The organism is Petrotoga sp. 9PWA.NaAc.5.4 (assembly GCF_002895485.1).
GTDB lineage: Bacteria > Thermotogota > Thermotogae > Petrotogales > Petrotogaceae > AZRK01.
The window spans coordinates 15,710-33,516 of the sequence record NZ_AZRK01000005.1; the positions used below are offsets into that span (position 1 = coordinate 15,710).

General features: G+C 32.9%; 11 protein-coding genes and 1 pseudogene. 11 read left to right on the plus strand and 1 reads right to left on the minus strand.

Annotation, left to right across the window (positions count from 1 at the left end; translation table 11 throughout):
- Positions 1–451 precede the first annotated feature (451 nt).
- A complete protein-coding gene (locus X924_RS03135; RefSeq protein WP_121957496.1) occupies positions 452–1,618 on the minus strand; it encodes an MFS transporter in 1,167 nt (388 codons plus the stop codon).
- 194 nt (positions 1,619–1,812) lie between these two features.
- Here X924_RS03135 and X924_RS03140 point away from each other — a divergent pair, with 194 nt between their 5' ends.
- The 11 genes and pseudogenes from X924_RS03140 to X924_RS03190 form a co-directional block, all read left to right on the plus strand.
- Positions 1,813–2,121: a hypothetical protein gene (locus X924_RS03140; protein WP_121957497.1), complete on the plus strand. Its 309-nt coding sequence runs from the start codon at positions 1,813–1,815 to the stop codon at positions 2,119–2,121.
- A gap of 705 nt (positions 2,122–2,826) precedes the next feature.
- On the plus strand, positions 2,827–4,749 hold the full coding sequence (locus X924_RS03145) for a family 16 glycosylhydrolase (RefSeq protein WP_158245299.1): 1,923 nt from the start codon (positions 2,827–2,829) through the stop codon (positions 4,747–4,749).
- A 205-nt stretch (positions 4,750–4,954) separates the two neighbouring features.
- Complete coding sequence (locus tag X924_RS03150; protein WP_121957506.1) at positions 4,955–7,204, plus strand: carbohydrate-binding domain-containing protein; 2,250 nt, start codon at positions 4,955–4,957, stop codon at positions 7,202–7,204.
- A gap of 408 nt (positions 7,205–7,612) precedes the next feature.
- On the plus strand, positions 7,613–9,343 hold the full coding sequence (locus tag X924_RS03155) for an ABC transporter substrate-binding protein (protein ID WP_121957498.1): 1,731 nt from the start codon (positions 7,613–7,615) through the stop codon (positions 9,341–9,343).
- An 87-nt stretch (positions 9,344–9,430) separates the two neighbouring features.
- The gene (locus X924_RS03160; protein WP_121957499.1) at positions 9,431–10,441 is read left to right on the plus strand and encodes an ABC transporter permease; all 1,011 of its coding nucleotides are present in this window, start codon (positions 9,431–9,433) and stop codon (positions 10,439–10,441) included.
- Position 10,442: 1 nt separating this feature from the next.
- Positions 10,443–11,276 (plus strand): ABC transporter permease, encoded by an 834-nt coding sequence (locus tag X924_RS03165; RefSeq protein ID WP_121957500.1) that lies wholly within the window; start codon positions 10,443–10,445, stop codon positions 11,274–11,276.
- Between the two features lie 11 nt (positions 11,277–11,287).
- Positions 11,288–12,301, plus strand: a complete 1,014-nt coding sequence (locus X924_RS03170) for an ABC transporter ATP-binding protein (RefSeq protein ID WP_121957507.1) — start codon at positions 11,288–11,290, stop codon at positions 12,299–12,301.
- Positions 12,294–13,100: an ABC transporter ATP-binding protein gene (locus tag X924_RS03175; RefSeq protein ID WP_121957501.1), complete on the plus strand. Its 807-nt coding sequence runs from the start codon at positions 12,294–12,296 to the stop codon at positions 13,098–13,100. Before X924_RS03170 ends, X924_RS03175 begins: the two co-directional genes overlap by 8 nt.
- A gap of 127 nt (positions 13,101–13,227) precedes the next feature.
- Positions 13,228–14,562: a GH1 family beta-glucosidase gene (locus X924_RS03180; RefSeq protein ID WP_121957502.1), complete on the plus strand. Its 1,335-nt coding sequence runs from the start codon at positions 13,228–13,230 to the stop codon at positions 14,560–14,562.
- Between the two features lie 20 nt (positions 14,563–14,582).
- A complete protein-coding gene (locus tag X924_RS03185; RefSeq protein ID WP_121957503.1) occupies positions 14,583–16,853 on the plus strand; it encodes a glycoside hydrolase family 3 C-terminal domain-containing protein in 2,271 nt (756 codons plus the stop codon).
- 138 nt (positions 16,854–16,991) lie between these two features.
- Positions 16,992–17,807: pseudogene (locus X924_RS03190) on the plus strand (methyl-accepting chemotaxis protein); the annotation flags it as partial.

The following is a 17,807-nucleotide window of genomic DNA, read 5'->3' on the forward strand; positions in this document are numbered from 1 at the left end:
TGGGATGTTTATTGGACTTCTTTTCTTTAATTTCATTATAAGATTATATCATTTAGACAAAAAATAAAAAAAAATGGGGCCTTTCTTGCACAAAATATTTTACATTACCTTTTAAATACCAATAAAAATGAATAATTTGTTTAAATATTTTTGAATATTTTCTTCTATCTTCCGTTAAATATAATTATTTAAATTTGCATTGTAACATGTTTCATAATAAAATGTTATTAGATAAAAAAATGGATCTTATATTTTTTTAAAGCCGCATATACCTCTCATTCTTGAAAAAGAAAAGATAGTATATTTTTCTTTCTTTACGGAGGTAATTCCTCCGTAGTTTTTTAAGAAAAATACTGTCTTCAGAAATTTCAATGCACAGAACTTAACTTATTTTTCCTTAAAAACCTATACTTTCTTTCTAAAAATTTTCATACAATAATTAAATTTAATTTTATATTTTTTTAAATGTAAAAAACAGGAACACAAAAAACATCAAAGAATAAAATCCTGAAAATAAATAAATTAAATTTAATCCGCTTACACTGTATAGCGATCCCATCATTATTGGAGATATAGATCCTGAAATTTTAAAACATACTTCTCTAAAAGAAATAGCGGCTCCACGACTTTTTTGATTAGTTAAATCGATAGTTAATAAATGTAAGCTAGGCAGATTTATACCATGTCCGATTCCATAAAGAATAAGTGAAATAATTAGCCCTATTACATTTTTTGAGAGTATCATTGATAAAAGTGCAAAACCAAAAAAAAGATAAGATAGAGTTAGTAACCATTTGCCAGTAAATCTTTTGTTAAGTTTAACTATTTGAGAAGAAGTAACTGCAGCTGAAAAAGATACGATCATCATCAAAAATCCAGTAATTAGGGGAGTAAATCCAAAATTGTTTTCTAATAAAAATGGAAAATACGTTGAATAAGCTCCACTAAAAAAGAAAAAAGTTGAAAAACCCGCCAGATAAATAAGTAGTATTTTAATATCTTTCAATGTTCTGAATAGTTCGGAGAAATATCCTGTAAAACTTTCAGTTTTTTCGTGTTTGGAATCTTCTAAGTATATTAAAGTAAAAATAGCTATTGGAACAGCCAATATAAATAAAAAGAAAGGAAATCGCCAACTTAAAAGAGCCAATAACCCAACAAAAACGGGAAATAATGCAAATCCTAAGTTTGCTGCAATTTCGTTATAGCTTATAACTTTTAATCTTTCTTCACCATTAAAAAGATCTCCTATAAGAGTGATGTTTAAAGCTCCTAAAGCACCCGCTCCAACCCCATTTAGTAATCTCAGAAAGAGCAAAACATTAAAATTGTTGGTAAAACCACTTAACACACCAGAAATAGCACATAAAAAGAGCAGAGGAACTAAAAACTTTTTTCTTCCATATCTATCTGCTAAGATTCCAAACACAGGAGTTAGAAAAATAGCAGGAATATTAAAAAAAGCTATAAAAAGACCTATTTGTTGTTCGGTAACATCAAAGGTTTTTTTTATTAAAGGAAGCACAGGCGTTAAACCTGCTATACCTAAAACTACTATCAAAGTTATTCCAAAAATTATAACATACATATTTCTAATAGAATCTTTTTCTTTGTTCATCTAATTTTACCCCCTCATATTATCCATATTATCATAGACACATTCTAAAGATTCCCTCAATATCTTTTTGCCACATCAATTGGTTCCATATTAGTATCAATTTCAAGTACATTTGTTCCAAATTGATAGTATCTTTCAACTGTGTTTTCATCGAGATAATATTCTAACCATCTGGGTGTTAGAAGGATAAGGCCATGAAAAAGACAACATCAGCTTCGCTTGCACCCAATAATTATCTGGTTCCTTCTCCATTCATTTCAGAGCCTGTAACTGTAAGAGTGAAAATAGTAATTACTGGAAGTACCTTCTATATGTGCCCATTTACTAAAGGAATCCATGGATCAAAATCAACACAAGCACTGACTACCATATACTTTATTTTATCTAATGTTGCACTTTCTTCAATAGCTAATAAAATATCAATTTTTCAGGTTTTTAATTTGATACTCTCCTTGTATTATTTCCATCATACACCTTGGAGTTACCTCCATGTCAAGTGCTAAATTGATTTGATTAAATATTGAGAGCGGATTAATACACTTTGAAAAAGTGAATTTTAAGAAAAGATGCAAAAAACGAAGATTATTTTAAATAAATTAAAATAATTTTTTATAATCGATTCTAAATAGAGCCTATTATGATTGAAATGTAAATTGTTACATATTATTATCTAATTAGATAATAATATGTAACCTAAATTTTTTGTTTCTTTATCAATTTTTTGTTGTATTTTTAGCTATTAACCTAATTACTAAACAAATAAGAAATTTGGGGAATAGATTAGAAATACGGATATTTCGATGACACCCAAAAGGAATATGTAATAACCATAGTAAAAACACCATATATTTGGATTAATTATTTGGGTGGTGAAGTTTTTTTGGATTAATCTCTAATACACAAGGAATACTGGTCTCATTCATTGCAACCTATTAAGAAAGATCTTGATGAATATGAATATAGATATGTAGGTACTTTAGAAATGATAATTTTCAGAAAATAAGCATTTGAATTTAAAATGGGTCCAGGGCATAGCCCTTTCCCCCTTGCTTGGCTACAAGTACCGAAAAAGGTAAAGAAATTTGGAATTAGTAAGGACTAGAAGCGTGTAGGTATTTTGTAAAAGAATCAACTCTAAAATATACATATAATAAGGATTTTGTAATTTTTAAAGTGGATAACAGATATGGAAAAGGAGGTTTCTCTTAATGATGTTAGAAGCAAGGGTTATTAATAAAAGTTTGTGCGCTTTCTTTTTATGCCTGTTTTTATTTGTATCTACAGGAAATACAGCCTTTTGTAGTGACAATGAATTCATTAACTTGTTAGAAAATGGAGGTTTTACAAAAGAGCTATCTCAAAATCAGCCTGATGAAATCGGATATCTTGACAGTGAAGGTACTTGGTCATTATTTTTAAATCATGGGGAAGGAAAGGCAAGTGCAACAATCGAAAATGGAATCCTAAAAGTTCACGTATTAGATCATGGCCCAAATCAATGGTCTGTTCAATTGTTGCAAGCTCCTATAAAGATTGAAAGAGGAGGTAAGTATAGAATTACATTTGATGCCAGAGCAGAAGGTATGCAATCGTTAATGATTAAAGTAGGCGGAATAGCGTCAAGAGGTTGGACTGCGTATTCACAAAAACAACTTGACTTATCTCCCCAATGGCAAAGCTATGAAATGAATTTTACAATGTATCAAGATACCGATGAAAACGCTCGTTTTGAATTTTGGTTTTTGAATAATGGAGTGTATTACATTGATAATGTGGAATTAGGGAAAATAGGTGAAGAAATCTTGCCAGAGGAAGGATGGCTAACGGAAGAAGATGAAGATAAAGTGGAAAACTGGATATTAGTTTGGGAAGAGAATTTTGATAGTATAAACCCTGATATTTGGACTTTTGAAATTGGAAGTCCTGATTGGGATGGAGATGGAGTGCCTGATCGATGGGGTAACAATGAACTACAGTATTATACAGATAAAAACGCTTTCATAGAAGATGGAAAACTTATCATTACAGCAAAAGAAGAAACAGTTTATGATATGAATACAAGATTTGATTATACTTCAAGCAGAATGGTTACAAAAGGTAAATATGAAGTGCAATATGGAAGGATAGAGGTTCGTGCTAAGTTACCAATTGGTCAAGGTATCTGGCCAGCTATCTGGATGTTAGGTAATGATATAGATTACAATCCATGGCCAGCATGCGGTGAAATAGATATAATGGAGTATTTAGGGTATCAACCCAATACTGTCTATGGTACTCTTCATGGTCCTATTTCAGGTGGACCTGGGGTAGGATCTTCTTATATCTTGGAAAATGGAACTTTCCATGATGATTTTCATGTTTTTACAATCGAATGGGATGATGATGAAGTCGAGTTTTATGTTGATGATGATTTGTATCTTGTAGTTAATAAATATGAGATAGGTGAAGCAGATTGGGTATTCGATCATCCATTTTTCTTCATACTCAATGTTGCTGTTGGAGGTAATTGGCCTGGTTATCCTGATGAAACAACGGTTTTCCCGCAAAGTATGGAAGTAGATTACATCAGGGTATATGAAGACACCGATCCAAGAACTATTTCAGGACTGGAGGTCTGGGATTGTGAATATGAAAAGATGATCAAAGAAAAGAAAGAATCAATCACATATAGTGAAGGAGAAGTAGTAAATGGAAACTTTGAAAGAGATATCGTAAATAAACAGGAAGAATTTCCTAACGAGTGGTATATCTGGGTTGGAGAAGGTGGAAAAGCTTCAGGAGTTGTTGCTAATGGAGAGTTTAAGATGAATGTTGAAGCTTTGGGCAATCAAACATGGTCTATTCAACTAGCTCAATTTATTAAACTGAAAGCAGGAAACTACATTCTTTCTTTCAAAGCACGAGCAGATATGCCAAGGGATATTCTCGTTTTGGTTCAACATGAAGGAGGAAGTTGGACTGTTTATGGTGAAAAGTATGCAGAATTGACCCAAGAAATGCAAGAATTTACAGTAAACGTTTCGCTTTCTGAAGATGATATTCCTAAGCTTTCATTTAATTTTGGAAATACTCCAAAAGGTGTGCCAACTACTGTGTATATAGATGATGTGTATATAAGGCCAGCAAACTAAAGTAGACTAACGTTTTGTAGTGATGGATTTATTGCCTTTTAAAGAGCATATTTACATCATATAGAAGCAAATTTATAACGATATAAAAATAGTGGGAAAAAGAATTAAATAAGTAAAGGATAGTAAAGAAAGTAAAAAGGCGAGATGAATAACTTGGCTTCAAAAAGTATTTAAATGGTAAGGGGGTGCATTAAAGTTGAAGGTGATGAAAAAGACGGTATATGTTTTCGTGGTAGTTTCTGTTTTTGTAATGGTGTCAGGGTGTTTGACTATTGCAAAAAACGAACAACCAAAGGGTGAGGACATGTTTGATTATTCCTATCTTTTAGTGCCACTTGCTGTTAAGCCATCAGTTGCTGGGCCGTTACAGGTTATAGAGCACAACGGTATAAAAACTATAGGAGATCAAAATGGAAATGTGATTCAACTGAGGGGTATGAGTACTCATGGGTTACAGTGGTATCCAGAAATATTGAACGATAATGCTTTTGCGGCCCTTTCAAATGATTGGGGAGCGAATGTCATTCGATTGGCTATGTATGTGGGAGAAGATGGGTACGCTAAAGATCCAAAGACGATGAAAGAAAGGGTAATAAAAGGCATCGAACTAGCAAAAAAATACGATATGTACGTAATAGTAGATTGGCATGTTCATATTCCAGGTAACCCTTTAGCCGACATTTATAGTGGAGCTTATGATTTCTTTGACGAAATTTCAGATCTTTATCCTAACGACCCATATATCATCTATGAACTCTGTAATGAACCTAGTAGTAATGATGGAGGTATTCCTGACGGAGGTGTTCCAAATAACGAAGAAGGTCGGCAAATTGTCAAATCTTATGCAGAACCAATTATTAAAATGCTTCGTGAAAAAGGAAATGAAAATCTTATAATCGTTGGAAACCCGAACTGGAGTCAAAGACCAGATTTAGCAGCAGATGATCCAATAGATGATTTTAATACTGTGTACGCAGCCCATTTTTATACAGGTACTCATAAGCCGGATCCTAACGATTATGTGATGAGCAATTTAATATATGCTTTAGAAAAAAGGGTACCAGTTTTTATTTCAGAGTGGGGAACAAGCGAAGCTAGTGGAAATGGTGGACCATATCTAGAAGAATCTGATAAATGGCTCAGTTTTCTAAACAAGAATAATATTAGTTGGGTTAATTGGTCACTTACAAATAAAAACGAAACTTCTGGCGCTTTTAGGCCATTTATCAGTGGACAACATGAAGCTGCCACTCTTGATCCAGGAGAACAACAGATTTGGGATCCTTATGAACTCAGTGTATCTGGTGAATATGTAAGAGCACGTATTAAGGGTATACCTTATCAACCCGTTGATCGTGCAAAAAGTATTATATGGGATTTTAACGATGGCACAACGCAAGGATTTGTAATAAACAATGATAGCCCTATCAAAAATTTGACTCTTCAAAATGAAAAGAAAAAGTTGAAAATATCAGGTTTAGGTTCTAACAGCGATGTTTCAGAAAGTAATTTTTGGTCGAATGCACGTATCTCAGCAGATAACACTACAGTGAGAAGGGACATATTCGGTTGTGAAGAATTACAAATAGATGTTTTTGTAGAAGAACCAACAACTGTTGCAATAGCTGCTGTTCCACAAAGTTCAACTCATGGATGGTCCAACCCTAACCGTGCTGTAAAATTAACTGAAAATGATTTTGTGAAACAAGAAGATGGCATTTACAAGGCAACATTGAGTATTACCATGGAAGACGCACCTAACTTGGAGGCAATTGCTACAGATCCTAATGACAGTACATTAACCAACATAATTCTTTTTATTGGAACAGATCACGCTGATACCATTTTTCTTGACAACATAGCTATATTTGGTGAAAAATTGGTAACTCCAGTAGAACATGCTCCTTTAGGAGCTGCAAAATTGCCTTCTGATTTTGAAGATGGTACACGTCAAGGCTGGGATTGGGACGGACCATCAGGAGTAAAAAGTGCATTGACTATAGAAAACGCTAATGGTTCAAAGTCACTTTCATGGGAAGTAACGTATCCAGATGTTAAACCAGCAGATGGTTGGGCTAGTGCCCCGCGATTAATCCTTGCAAATATAAACACAACTCGTGGCGATAACAACAAGTTTGCTTTTGATTTCTATTTAAAACCAGAACGAGCAAGTAAAGGAGCTATATCTATAAACTTAGCTTTTGCGCCACCAACTTTAGGTTATTGGGCACAAGTAGCAACAACTTATGATATATCTTTAGAGAAACTTGAAGATGCTGAATTAACTGAAGATGGATTGTATCATTTCAAAGTTTCTTTTGATTTAAATGACATAGCAGATAATAAGATTATTGGACCAGACACCGTTTTAAGGGACATAATAATAGTATTTGCTGATGTTGAAAGTGATTTTTCTGGAAGGATGTACATAGACAATATTGCTTTTATTAATTAAAAATTTGTACTGTACATAAAGTAGTCTAATTCTCTTTTTGTTTATAATAAAATTAAATAGTTATAAAGCTATAAGAAAATTAAGAAAAGGATAGTTTTTATTAAATAAAACTATATATTCCCTTCTAATTGACTCTAACTCCAAGTAATCTTTGTTGCAATGTAACGTGTTTCATTTTATTATTAAAATAGATTTAAAATATGAAATTCAAATTAATATTTTAATAAATACATTTTTTTAAATAGAGCCTGATATCTCCCTAAATTTACTTTGTTTTTTTATTTAATTATTAATAATTAAAATTAATATTTTTTATCAGCAGAGATGTTCCTCCTTTGTAAAGCTTTGTTTCATGAATATGGAATACTTTCCCAAAAAGGAAAGAAAAACTGATGGAGGTGAAAAGGTATGAAAAAAGTAGTTGGTGTGTTTTTGTTACTTACGGTTTTGACCTTCGGGACTATGCTGTTTGGTCAAGTTACTCAGATACCAAGGGGAGAAGCCGTATATGTTGCTGGTTTCCAATGGGGACCTCCAACAACAGATAATCCTTTTGCTGGTTCACCAATGACTTTTGTTTCTGATCCAAGGCAGCACATTTGGATTTATGAACCTTTGTTCACATGGGATTTTCTCAATGGTAAGTATGTTCCTATTTTAGGCGAATCTTACAAATGGCTTGATAATTTAAGATTAGAAGTTAAGATAAATCCAAAAGCTTATTTTCACGATGGAAAGCCTGTTACAGCTGATGATGTCGTCTATTCTTACAAGTTTGGACAAAAGTATCCAGTAGGGTTACAAGTTTGGGAATGGCTAAAAGATGTTTACAAAGTCGACGATCACACAGTTATCTTTGAAATGAAACCAGATAATCCAAACAGATTGATGATAGAAGATGCAATTGGAGCCACTTTTATTATTCCAGAACATATTTGGTCAAAAGTCGAAGCTGAGAATGGTTATGATATCTCTAAAATAAGACAATTCAGAAATGAAAATCCAGTTGGATCAGGTCCCTACAGAGTTTACTATGAGAGCCCAGAAACAATAATATTAGAAAGAGTCGATAATTATTGGGGTAACGAAGCATTACACGGAGGGAAAAAACCTGCTCCGAAATACATAGTTCATCCGATTTTCAAAAGCAATGATGAAGGTAGTTTAGCGTTCGAAAAAGGTGAAGTAGATGTTTCTCAACAGTTTACTCCAAGAATTTGGGAAATGTGGGAGAAAAAAGGACTTCCCATCGGAACATGGTATAAAGAAGCACCTTACTATGTACCTGCAACAATGCCATCACTATGGTTCAATGTAAATAAATATCCGTTGAGCTTGCCAGAAGTTAGAAAAGCTATTGCTTATTCAATAAATTATGCAAGAATATCAGAACTTGCAATGTCAAATTATTCACCAAAAGTTCAAGCAAGTCTTATTATGCCTTATGGTGGTGAAGCTAAGTATTTCAATGAAAACTTAGTTAAACAATACGGTTGGGAATATAACCCTAAAGAAGCTGTAAGAATTTTGGAAGAAGAATTAGGAGCTACAAAAGGTAGAGATGGAATATACGTACTTCCAGATGGCACACGGCTTGGGCCATTCTCTGTTGAAGCCCCTTATGGTTGGACAGATTGGAATGCCGCATTACAAATAGTCGCACAATCAGCAAGAGCTGTAGGTATAGATATTCAAACTTCCTTCCCAGACATGCCAATAGCTTATGATCACAGACAAAATGGAAACTTTGATATGACAATGTGGACTCCTTCTTCTCCAGGACCTGCTCAACCATGGTTGAGATTCCAGATAGTCCTTTATTCAAAAGGTGTTCCTGAAGTTGGTAAGATGGCCTACAGTAATTTTGGTAGATACAAAAATGAATGGGCTGATCAACTAATAGATTTGATACCAACAATTACAGATGAAAATCAATTAAAATCACTATATTCAGAACTTGACCAAATATATAGACAAGATGTTCCTATAATTCCTCTTATGTACAGACCGTGGGTTTTCTACGAATATAATGAAACCTACTGGAAAGGTTGGGCAAATGCTGAAAATCCATATGCACCTCCTATGCCTCTGGTGGGAGCAGGAATGGAAATGCTATGGCATATAGAACCTGCTAAGTAAAAAAATTATAATTAAATAAGCAAAGTTCGTGGGGGAATGTTACGCCCCCACTAACTTTTTCAAATATACTTTTAAGAGGTGAAATATGTGAAAGGCTTTGCAAAGTATTTTACACAAAAATTATTGTGGTACGCTCTTGCTTTTTTTCTTGCTTTATTTTTAAATTTTTTTCTTCCCCGGTTAATCCCTGGAGATCCTATTTCGGTTATCGTTAGTCAAATGATGTCAGGAAATGTTGCGAGTGAAGCACAGGAAAGAATTTATCAATCTTTTGTTAAGGAATTTGGATTAGATAAGCCACTTATAGTTCAATTTTTTAATTATATAAGAAACATCTTTAAAGGTAATTTAGGAACTTCATTTAGTTTGTATCCACTTTCTGTTAATGAAGTATTAGGAAATGCGATTCTATGGACTATATTTCTTCAATTTCCGGCGATAATTGTCGGATGGATTTTAGGCAACTTATTAGGAGCAGCGGCAGCATATAGAAAAGGAGTTTTTGATAAAACAATTTTTCCAGTCGCATTATTCATTAATTCAATTCCATATTATGCATTAGCCATAATATTATTATATGTTTTTGGAGTTTACTTAGGCTGGTTCCCAATAGGCGGTGGATACAGCAGAACTTTGCTACCTTCATGGAGTTGGACATTTATTGTAAATGTATTGCATCATTACTTTTTACCTTTTATTTCCATTGTATTAGTTACAATTGGGGGCCAAGCCATAGGTATGCGAGAAATGTCGATATATGAATTAAATACAGATTATGTTACCTACTGTAAGATGTTAGGTATGAAAGATAAAAAGATTCAAAGGTATGTATTTAAAAACGCCATGCTTCCTCAAATTACCGGTCTTGCCATCAGTCTCGGAACTATGATTGGAGGGGCGTTGATTACAGAGATTGTTTTTGGATATCCTGGTGTTGGAACTTGGCTATTCAACGGGATAAGACAATTAGATTACCCAATGATACAAGGTTCTACTTTAATAATTGCGTTAATGGTACTTATCGCTAATTTTATTTTGGATATGGTATATGGATTTATTGATCCAAGAATAAAAGCTGCACAAACGGAGGAGGGATAATATGAATACAATAAAACTGCTTTTAAAATCCCCAAAATTTATAATAGGTTTTTGCCTTTTTATGTTCTTATTTTTAACAGCATTCATATACCCTGCCGTATCCACAAAAGATCCTTTAGATATGGTAGGATTCATGTATGAACCTCCTTCTTCAACTTTTTTATTAGGAACAGATAATTTTGGTAGAGATGTATTTGTAGAACTCATACATGGTATGAAATCATCCTTAATAATTGGTTTGATTTCTGGAGTTATTGCAACCGCAATAGGTATTACTATAGGGCTCTTCGCAGGCTATAAAGGTGGAACTGTTGATAATATATTGAATTCAATTACCAATATATTCCTAGTTATTCCTCCCTTTATAATACTCATACTTATAACTGTTAGTTTAAAAAGCCGTTCTTTAGGTGTTATGGGATTGGTCCTCGGAATAACTTCTTGGCCATGGACTGCTCGTGCTGTTAGAGCACAGACCCTTAGTTTAAGAAATAGAGAACACGTAGATATTGCCAGGTTAAACGGTGCAAGTACAGTCGAAATAATTATTCGAGAAATAATGCCTTATATTTTGTCATATATATTCATGGCTTTTATTTTACAAGTAGCAACTGGAATATTGAATGAAGCAGGAATCAGTATGTTAGGTTTGGGGCCAAGTAATATTGTTTCACTTGGAACTATGCTTTCTTGGGCATTGCTTTTTGAATCTGTTAGATCTGGTGCTTGGTGGGCGTTTATCTCTCCATCTATTGCAATAGCTTTGATTACTTTTTCGCTTTACATTATGAACAGTGGAATGGATGAAATATTTAATCCTAAGCTTAGGAGTTGATTGATTTGGAAATTAAAAAGACAATATTAGAAGTTAATAATCTAAAAACCTATTATCAAACAAGATTGGGAGAAAAAATAAAAGCGGTTAATAGCGTTTCGTTTAATTTATGTGAAGGGGAAATCTTAGGTATAGCAGGAGAATCTGGTTGTGGAAAATCTACTTTAGCAATAAGTTTGTCCGGACTTTTTTTACCACCTTTGAAATATGAAAGTGGTTCGGTAATTTTGGATAACGAAAACATAATACAAAAAAAAGAAAGTGATTTAAGAAAAAACATACTGGGTAAAAAATATTCTTATATACCTCAAAGCGCTATGAATGCTTTGAATCCAACGATAAAAATTAAAAATTTCATTATAGACCTTTTAAAAGAACACGATCCTAAAATCTCAGAAAAAGAAATATTAAAATTAACCAAAGAAAGGTTTGAATCACTATCTTTACCTTCAAGAGTTTTAAACCTTTACCCTTTAGAACTTAGTGGAGGTATGAAACAAAGAGTAGTTGTTGCAATTTCTACACTTTTGGACCCAAAAGTTGTTGTAGCTGATGAACCGACTTCTGCCCTTGACGTAAGCTCACAAAAAATCGTAATTAAATTGATTAAAGAACTCTTCGATATAAAAATAGTTAAAAGTATTATTTTTATTACGCATGAACTTCCTGTATTAAGGCATATATGTGATAGAATAGCCGTTATGTATGCGGGAGAATTTGTTGAGATAGGTAAAATGGAAGATGTGATATTTAATCCTATTCATCCTTATTCACAATCATTGATGCAGTCTATTTTAGTCCCTGAAAAAGGAATAAAAGGCAAAAAACTTCCCAATTTACCAGGTTCTCCGCCAGATTTGAGAGAGATACCTCAAGGATGTAGATTTGCGGACAGATGTCCTATAGTAATAGATGATTGTAAAAAAGAAAGTATTGATTTAACAAAAATAGGTGATAGATCGGTTAGATGCATTAGGTTAAAGCATATTTTAACTCAAGAGAAGAGGGTGACACCTTATGCCTGATTCATTAAATAATGAGATAATCAAAGTTGAAAATTTGACCAAAATTTTTGGAAGAGGGAAAAAAACTGTGGAAGCTGTTAATAATGTTACTTTTTCAATAAAAAAAGGCGAGATAGTTTCACTTGTGGGTCAAAGTGGAAGCGGAAAAACTACAGTTACAAGATTGATTCTCAGATTACTTAGAGAAACTTCTGGTAAAATAATCTTTGATGGTCAAGATATTACAAAGATCGAAGGCAATCAAAAAAAAGCTTATTGGAAAAAAGTTCAAGCAATATTTCAAGACCCATACGCCTCTTTCAATATATTTTCGCCTGTGAAAAAAGTTTTATTAGATGCTTTCAAATTATTTGATAATACTTTTACAAAAGAAGAAAAAAAGAAAAAAGTTTATGATGCATTAGAGTCAGTAAACTTAAGACCTGATGAAATTGCTGAAAAATACCCCTTTGAATTAAGTGGTGGACAAAGACAAAGAATAATGATTGCAAGGGCACATTTAATAAAACCAAAGTTACTTTTAGCAGATGAACCAACTTCTATGATTGACGCAAATTTGAGATCAGGAATATTAGAATTATTATTAGGTTTGAGAGACACAGAAGGTACAACTATCATGTTTATAACACATGATCTTGGATTGGCATATTACGTAAGCGATAGAATATTTATCATGCATGAGGGTAAAATTGTAGAAGAAGGTAATGCCGATAAGGTAATTACTCAGCCAGAACACCCTTATACAAAGCAATTAATGATGGATGTTCCTAAACTTTCAGAAGAATGGTTGTTGAAATAAAACTTTTTAAAAAAAGTTTTTTGAATTTATAGTGGTTCATAGGAACATTTTCTTTCAAACAGTAAATAAAATGCAGATCTTATAATTTCTAAAGTGGGCAATCACTATCATTTAAGGAGGCAAAAATATGCTAAAAAAAGTTTTTCCAAAAGATTTCATATGGGGCGCAGCAACGGCATCTTATCAAATAGAAGGATCTCCTTTAGCAGATGGAGCAGGAACCTCTATTTGGCATAGGTTTTCTCATACATCCGGAAATATTTTAAATGGAGATACGGGAGATATAGCTGATGACCATTATAATAGGTACAAAGAAGATATTTCAATTATGAAACATTTAGGGTTGAAAGCTTACAGATTTTCGATATCATGGCCACGTATTTTCCCCTACGGTAAAGGTAAAATAAACGAAAAAGGATTAGATTTTTATAATAGATTAGTGGATGTACTACTTGATGCAGAAATCATACCTTTTGTTACACTTTATCATTGGGACTTACCCGCAGCTTTACAGGATTTAGGAGGTTGGATGAATAGAGACATAGCATGTTGGTACGCTGATTATGCAGATTATATGTTTCAAAGATTAGGAGATAGAGTGAAAAATTGGATTACTTTAAATGAACCTTGGGTAATGGCATTTATTGGTCATTTTACAGGTGAACATGCTCCCGGAATGAAAGATATTTATGGAGCTTTTTCAGTTGTTCATAACCAATTAAGAGCCCATTCTAAGGCAGTTAAATCATTTAAAGAGGAGAATATAAAAAATGGAAAAATTGGAATCACTCTATCTAATTCTTCTCATGATCCTGCCACTGATTCCGAAGAAGACAAAAGAGCTGCCCAATTAGCGCATGAATGGACTAATTATCCTTTATTTTTAAACCCTATATTTAAAGGTGATTATCCAACATTGCTAAAAGAAAAAGTTTATGAATATTTACCAAACAATTATCAAAAAGATATGCAAGATATTAAAGAAGAAATTGATTTTGTTGGGATAAATTATTACTCTGGCGATCTTATTAAGGCTGATTCTAATTCTTTCTTGGGTGGAAAAAACGTTGAAAGAGGTCTTCCTAAAACAGAAATGGGTTGGGAAATATATCCAGAAGGTTTTTATAAAATACTAAAAGGTGTTCAAGACGAATACAATCCAAAAGAAGTCTATGTAACTGAAAATGGAGCTGCTTTCAATGATAAAGTTGAGGAAGAACAAGTTCACGATGAAAGTAGAATTGAGTATTTGAAAAAACACTTTGAAAAAGCTCATAAAGCCATTGAAGACGGGGTAAAGTTAAAAGGCTATTTTGTATGGTCATTATTAGATAATTTTGAATGGGCATGGGGATATTCTAAAAGGTTTGGAATAGTGTATGTTGATTATAAAACCCAAAAAAGAATCATTAAAGATAGCGGTAAATGGTACTCTAATTTTATTAAAAATAATGAATTATAACCCATAAGGATGTGAAAGAAGTGGAAAGAGACATAAAAAGCCTAATCTCGCAGATGACACTTGAAGAAAAAGCAAGTCTATGTTCAGGTTTAGACAATTGGCACACAAAACCCATAGAAAGGTTAGGAATACCTTCAATAAGGATGAGTGATGGACCTCACGGATTAAGAAAAGAAGATGAAAATTCTGAAGAAGAGATCTTAAAAAACAGTATTCCCTCAACATGTTTTCCAACAGCAGCTACTACAGCATGTTCTTGGGATAGGGAATTAATAAAACAGTTAGGAAAAGCACTTGCAGAAGAATGTCAAGCAGAAGAAGTAGACATAATCTTAGGACCAGCAATCAACATAAAAAGGTCACCACTTTGCGGAAGAAACTTTGAATACTTCTCAGAAGATCCATATCTATCAGGTCAATTAGCAACAGCCTACATACAAGCAGTACAAAGTTTAGGAGTAGGAACTTCCTTAAAACATTACGCAGCAAATAACCAAGAGCACAGAAGATTCACAATAGATGAAATAATAGATGAAAGGACGTTAAGAGAAATATACCTCACAAACTTTGAAGGACCGGTAAAAGAAGGAAATCCTTGGACAGTCATGTGCTCATACAACAGGATAAATGGAACATTAGCTTCAGAAAACAGATACACACTAACAGATATATTAAGGAACGAATGGGGATTTGAAGGGTTTGTAGTATCAGACTGGGGAGCGGTAAATGAAAGGGTAGAAGCAATAAAAGCAGGTCTTGACTTAGAGATGCCATCAAGTTATGGTATAGGAGACAAAAAGATAGTAGAAGCAGTAAAACGAGGAGAACTTGACGAAAAAATATTAGACCAAACAGTAGAAAGACTATTAAAAATCATATTCAAAGCGATAGAAAACAGGAAAGAAAACGCAACTTACAACAAAGAAGAACATCACAAACTTGCAAGAAAGATAGCAACAGAAAGCATAGTACTACTAAAGAACCAAGACAACATCCTCCCACTAAAAAAAGAAGGAACCATAGCAATAATAGGAGGATTTGCAAAAAATCCAAGATATCAAGGAGGAGGAAGTTCACACGTCAATCCAACAAAACTAGATAATGCACTAGAAGAAATAGAAAAGATAGTTCAAGGGAAAGCAAACGTTTTATATGAAGAAGGATACAGTTTGGAAACAGATGAAATGAACCAAGAACTCATAGAAAAAGCAAAAGAAACAGCAAAGAAATCGGATGTAGCGATAATCTTTGCAGGATTACCAGAAAGATACGAATCGGAAGGATACGATAGAACACACATGAAAATGCCAGAAAACCACAACAAATTAATAGAAGAAGTGACAAAGGTACAACCAAACACAATAGTAGTATTAAGTAACGGATCGCCAGTAGAGATGCCTTGGGTAGATAAAGTAAAAGGGATAATAGAAAGTTACTTAGGTGGCCAAGCTGGAGCTGGAGCGGTAGCAGACATACTCTTTGGAGAAGTAAACCCAAGTGGAAAACTAGCAGAAACCTTCCCAAAGAAACTAAGTCATAACCCATCATACTTAAACTTTCCTGGAGAAGGAAACAAAGTAGAGTACAGAGAAGGAGTCTTTGTAGGATACAGATACTACGACAAAAAAGAGATAGAACCACTATTCCCATTTGGATATGGACTAAGTTATACAACGTTTGAATACACAGATATAACTGTAGACAAAAAAGAAATAACAGACAAAGAAACAATAGAGGTAAAAGTTAAAGTAAAAAATACAGGAAAAGTAAAAGGCAAAGAGATAGTACAACTATACGTAAAAGATATAGAAAGCACATTAAACAGACCCGAAAAAGAATTAAAAGGATTTGAAAAGATAGAATTAGAGCCAGGAGAAGAAAAGACAGTAACATTCACATTAGACAAAAGAGCTTTTGCATATTACAACACAGAAATAAAAGATTGGCATGTAGAAAGTGGAGAGTTTGAGATATTGGTAGGTAGATCATCAAAAGATATAGAATTAAAAGAAACAGTTAAACTGAATTCAACGGTTACTATCAAGAAAAAATACGATAGGAATTCAACAATAGGTGATTTAATGGAAGATCCAACAGGTGCTCAAATAATAGACGAGCTTATTCAAAAACTAAGTAAAGTTGGAGGAATGTTCTCACAAGACGATCACAAAAGTAATGAAATGGTGTTAGCAATGATAAAATATATGCCACTAAGAGGGTTAATAAACTTTGGAAAAGGGCAGTTCACAGAAGAAATGTTGGAAGAGATTCATGAAAAGGTAAATAAATAAAAATGATTGTTCGGATTTTATGGCGCTCCAAAGAGCGCCTTTCACTATAATAATTGGCAACCAATAGAGGCTTATATCTATAAGAATATATTTGAACTTCAAAACAAAACATTTAACTAATTATAGAGGGGGGCTATAATGAAATCGAGATCAATTAGTAGTAGAATAATAAGTATAATAATAGTAATATTTATTTTATTTGGTGTTTCTATACTTTTTAATATTTTTTCACTTACAAGATCTAACAAAGGATTGGCATCTTATAAGGATTTATCTGACGATGTTAATAATATTACAGAATTAGAAACTTCTTTCTTTGAAGCCTCTTTGAACTTTAAAGATTATCTTGTTAACTACGCCAAAAATGTTGAAAACCTCTTTAAAAATAATTTATCTAAAGCTAATAGTTATTTAAATGCTTTAATTCAAGTAACAGAGGATTCAACTTCTTTGAAATATTTAGAAGAGCAATTAAGTATATACGAGAATAATTTTAACCAAATTGTTCAATTAAATTCACAAGCTAATAATTACGTGGTTGAATTCAATAATTTAAAAGATACTTTTATTCAAGAATTGAATAATTTTGATACGCTTACAAAACAATATAGTGTGTTGGCTTTTTCCTTATTACCAGAAGACCCTGCCATCTCTATACAAAATATAGCACAAAAGGTAAGCGAATATTATTTTTCAAAAGCAATTAGTGACAAAAACAATATTTTAAACATGTTCTCAACTTTTAAAGACAATTTAGCGTTTGTAGAATTTGGTTTAACTAATGAAGAACTAAAAAGTGCCTTTTCAGAATTAATGAAAGAGTTAGAATCTTTAGAATCTACCTTCATCCAAATAGTTGAGACAATAGAATCACAAGAACCAATAATACAAGAGATGGAAGAAATGAGAGTGGAAATATTAAACCTATTAGATGAACAAAGAGCGGAGTTAAAA

Bases quoted from the DNA above. Each gene is read 5' to 3' on its own strand.
- X924_RS03135 (WP_121957496.1), bottom strand. From the start codon at position 1,618: ATGAACAAAGAAAAAGATTCTATTAGAAATATGTATGTTATAATTTTT.
- X924_RS03140 (WP_121957497.1), top strand. From the start codon at position 1,813: ATGAAAAAGACAACATCAGCTTCGCTTGCACCCAATAATTATCTGGTT.
- X924_RS03145 (WP_158245299.1), top strand. From the start codon at position 2,827: ATGATGTTAGAAGCAAGGGTTATTAATAAAAGTTTGTGCGCTTTCTTT.
- X924_RS03150 (WP_121957506.1), top strand. From the start codon at position 4,955: ATGAAAAAGACGGTATATGTTTTCGTGGTAGTTTCTGTTTTTGTAATG.
- X924_RS03155 (WP_121957498.1), top strand. From the start codon at position 7,613: ATGAAAAAAGTAGTTGGTGTGTTTTTGTTACTTACGGTTTTGACCTTC.
- X924_RS03165 (WP_121957500.1), top strand. From the start codon at position 10,443: ATGAATACAATAAAACTGCTTTTAAAATCCCCAAAATTTATAATAGGT.
- X924_RS03175 (WP_121957501.1), top strand. From the start codon at position 12,294: ATGCCTGATTCATTAAATAATGAGATAATCAAAGTTGAAAATTTGACC.
- X924_RS03180 (WP_121957502.1), top strand. From the start codon at position 13,228: ATGCTAAAAAAAGTTTTTCCAAAAGATTTCATATGGGGCGCAGCAACG.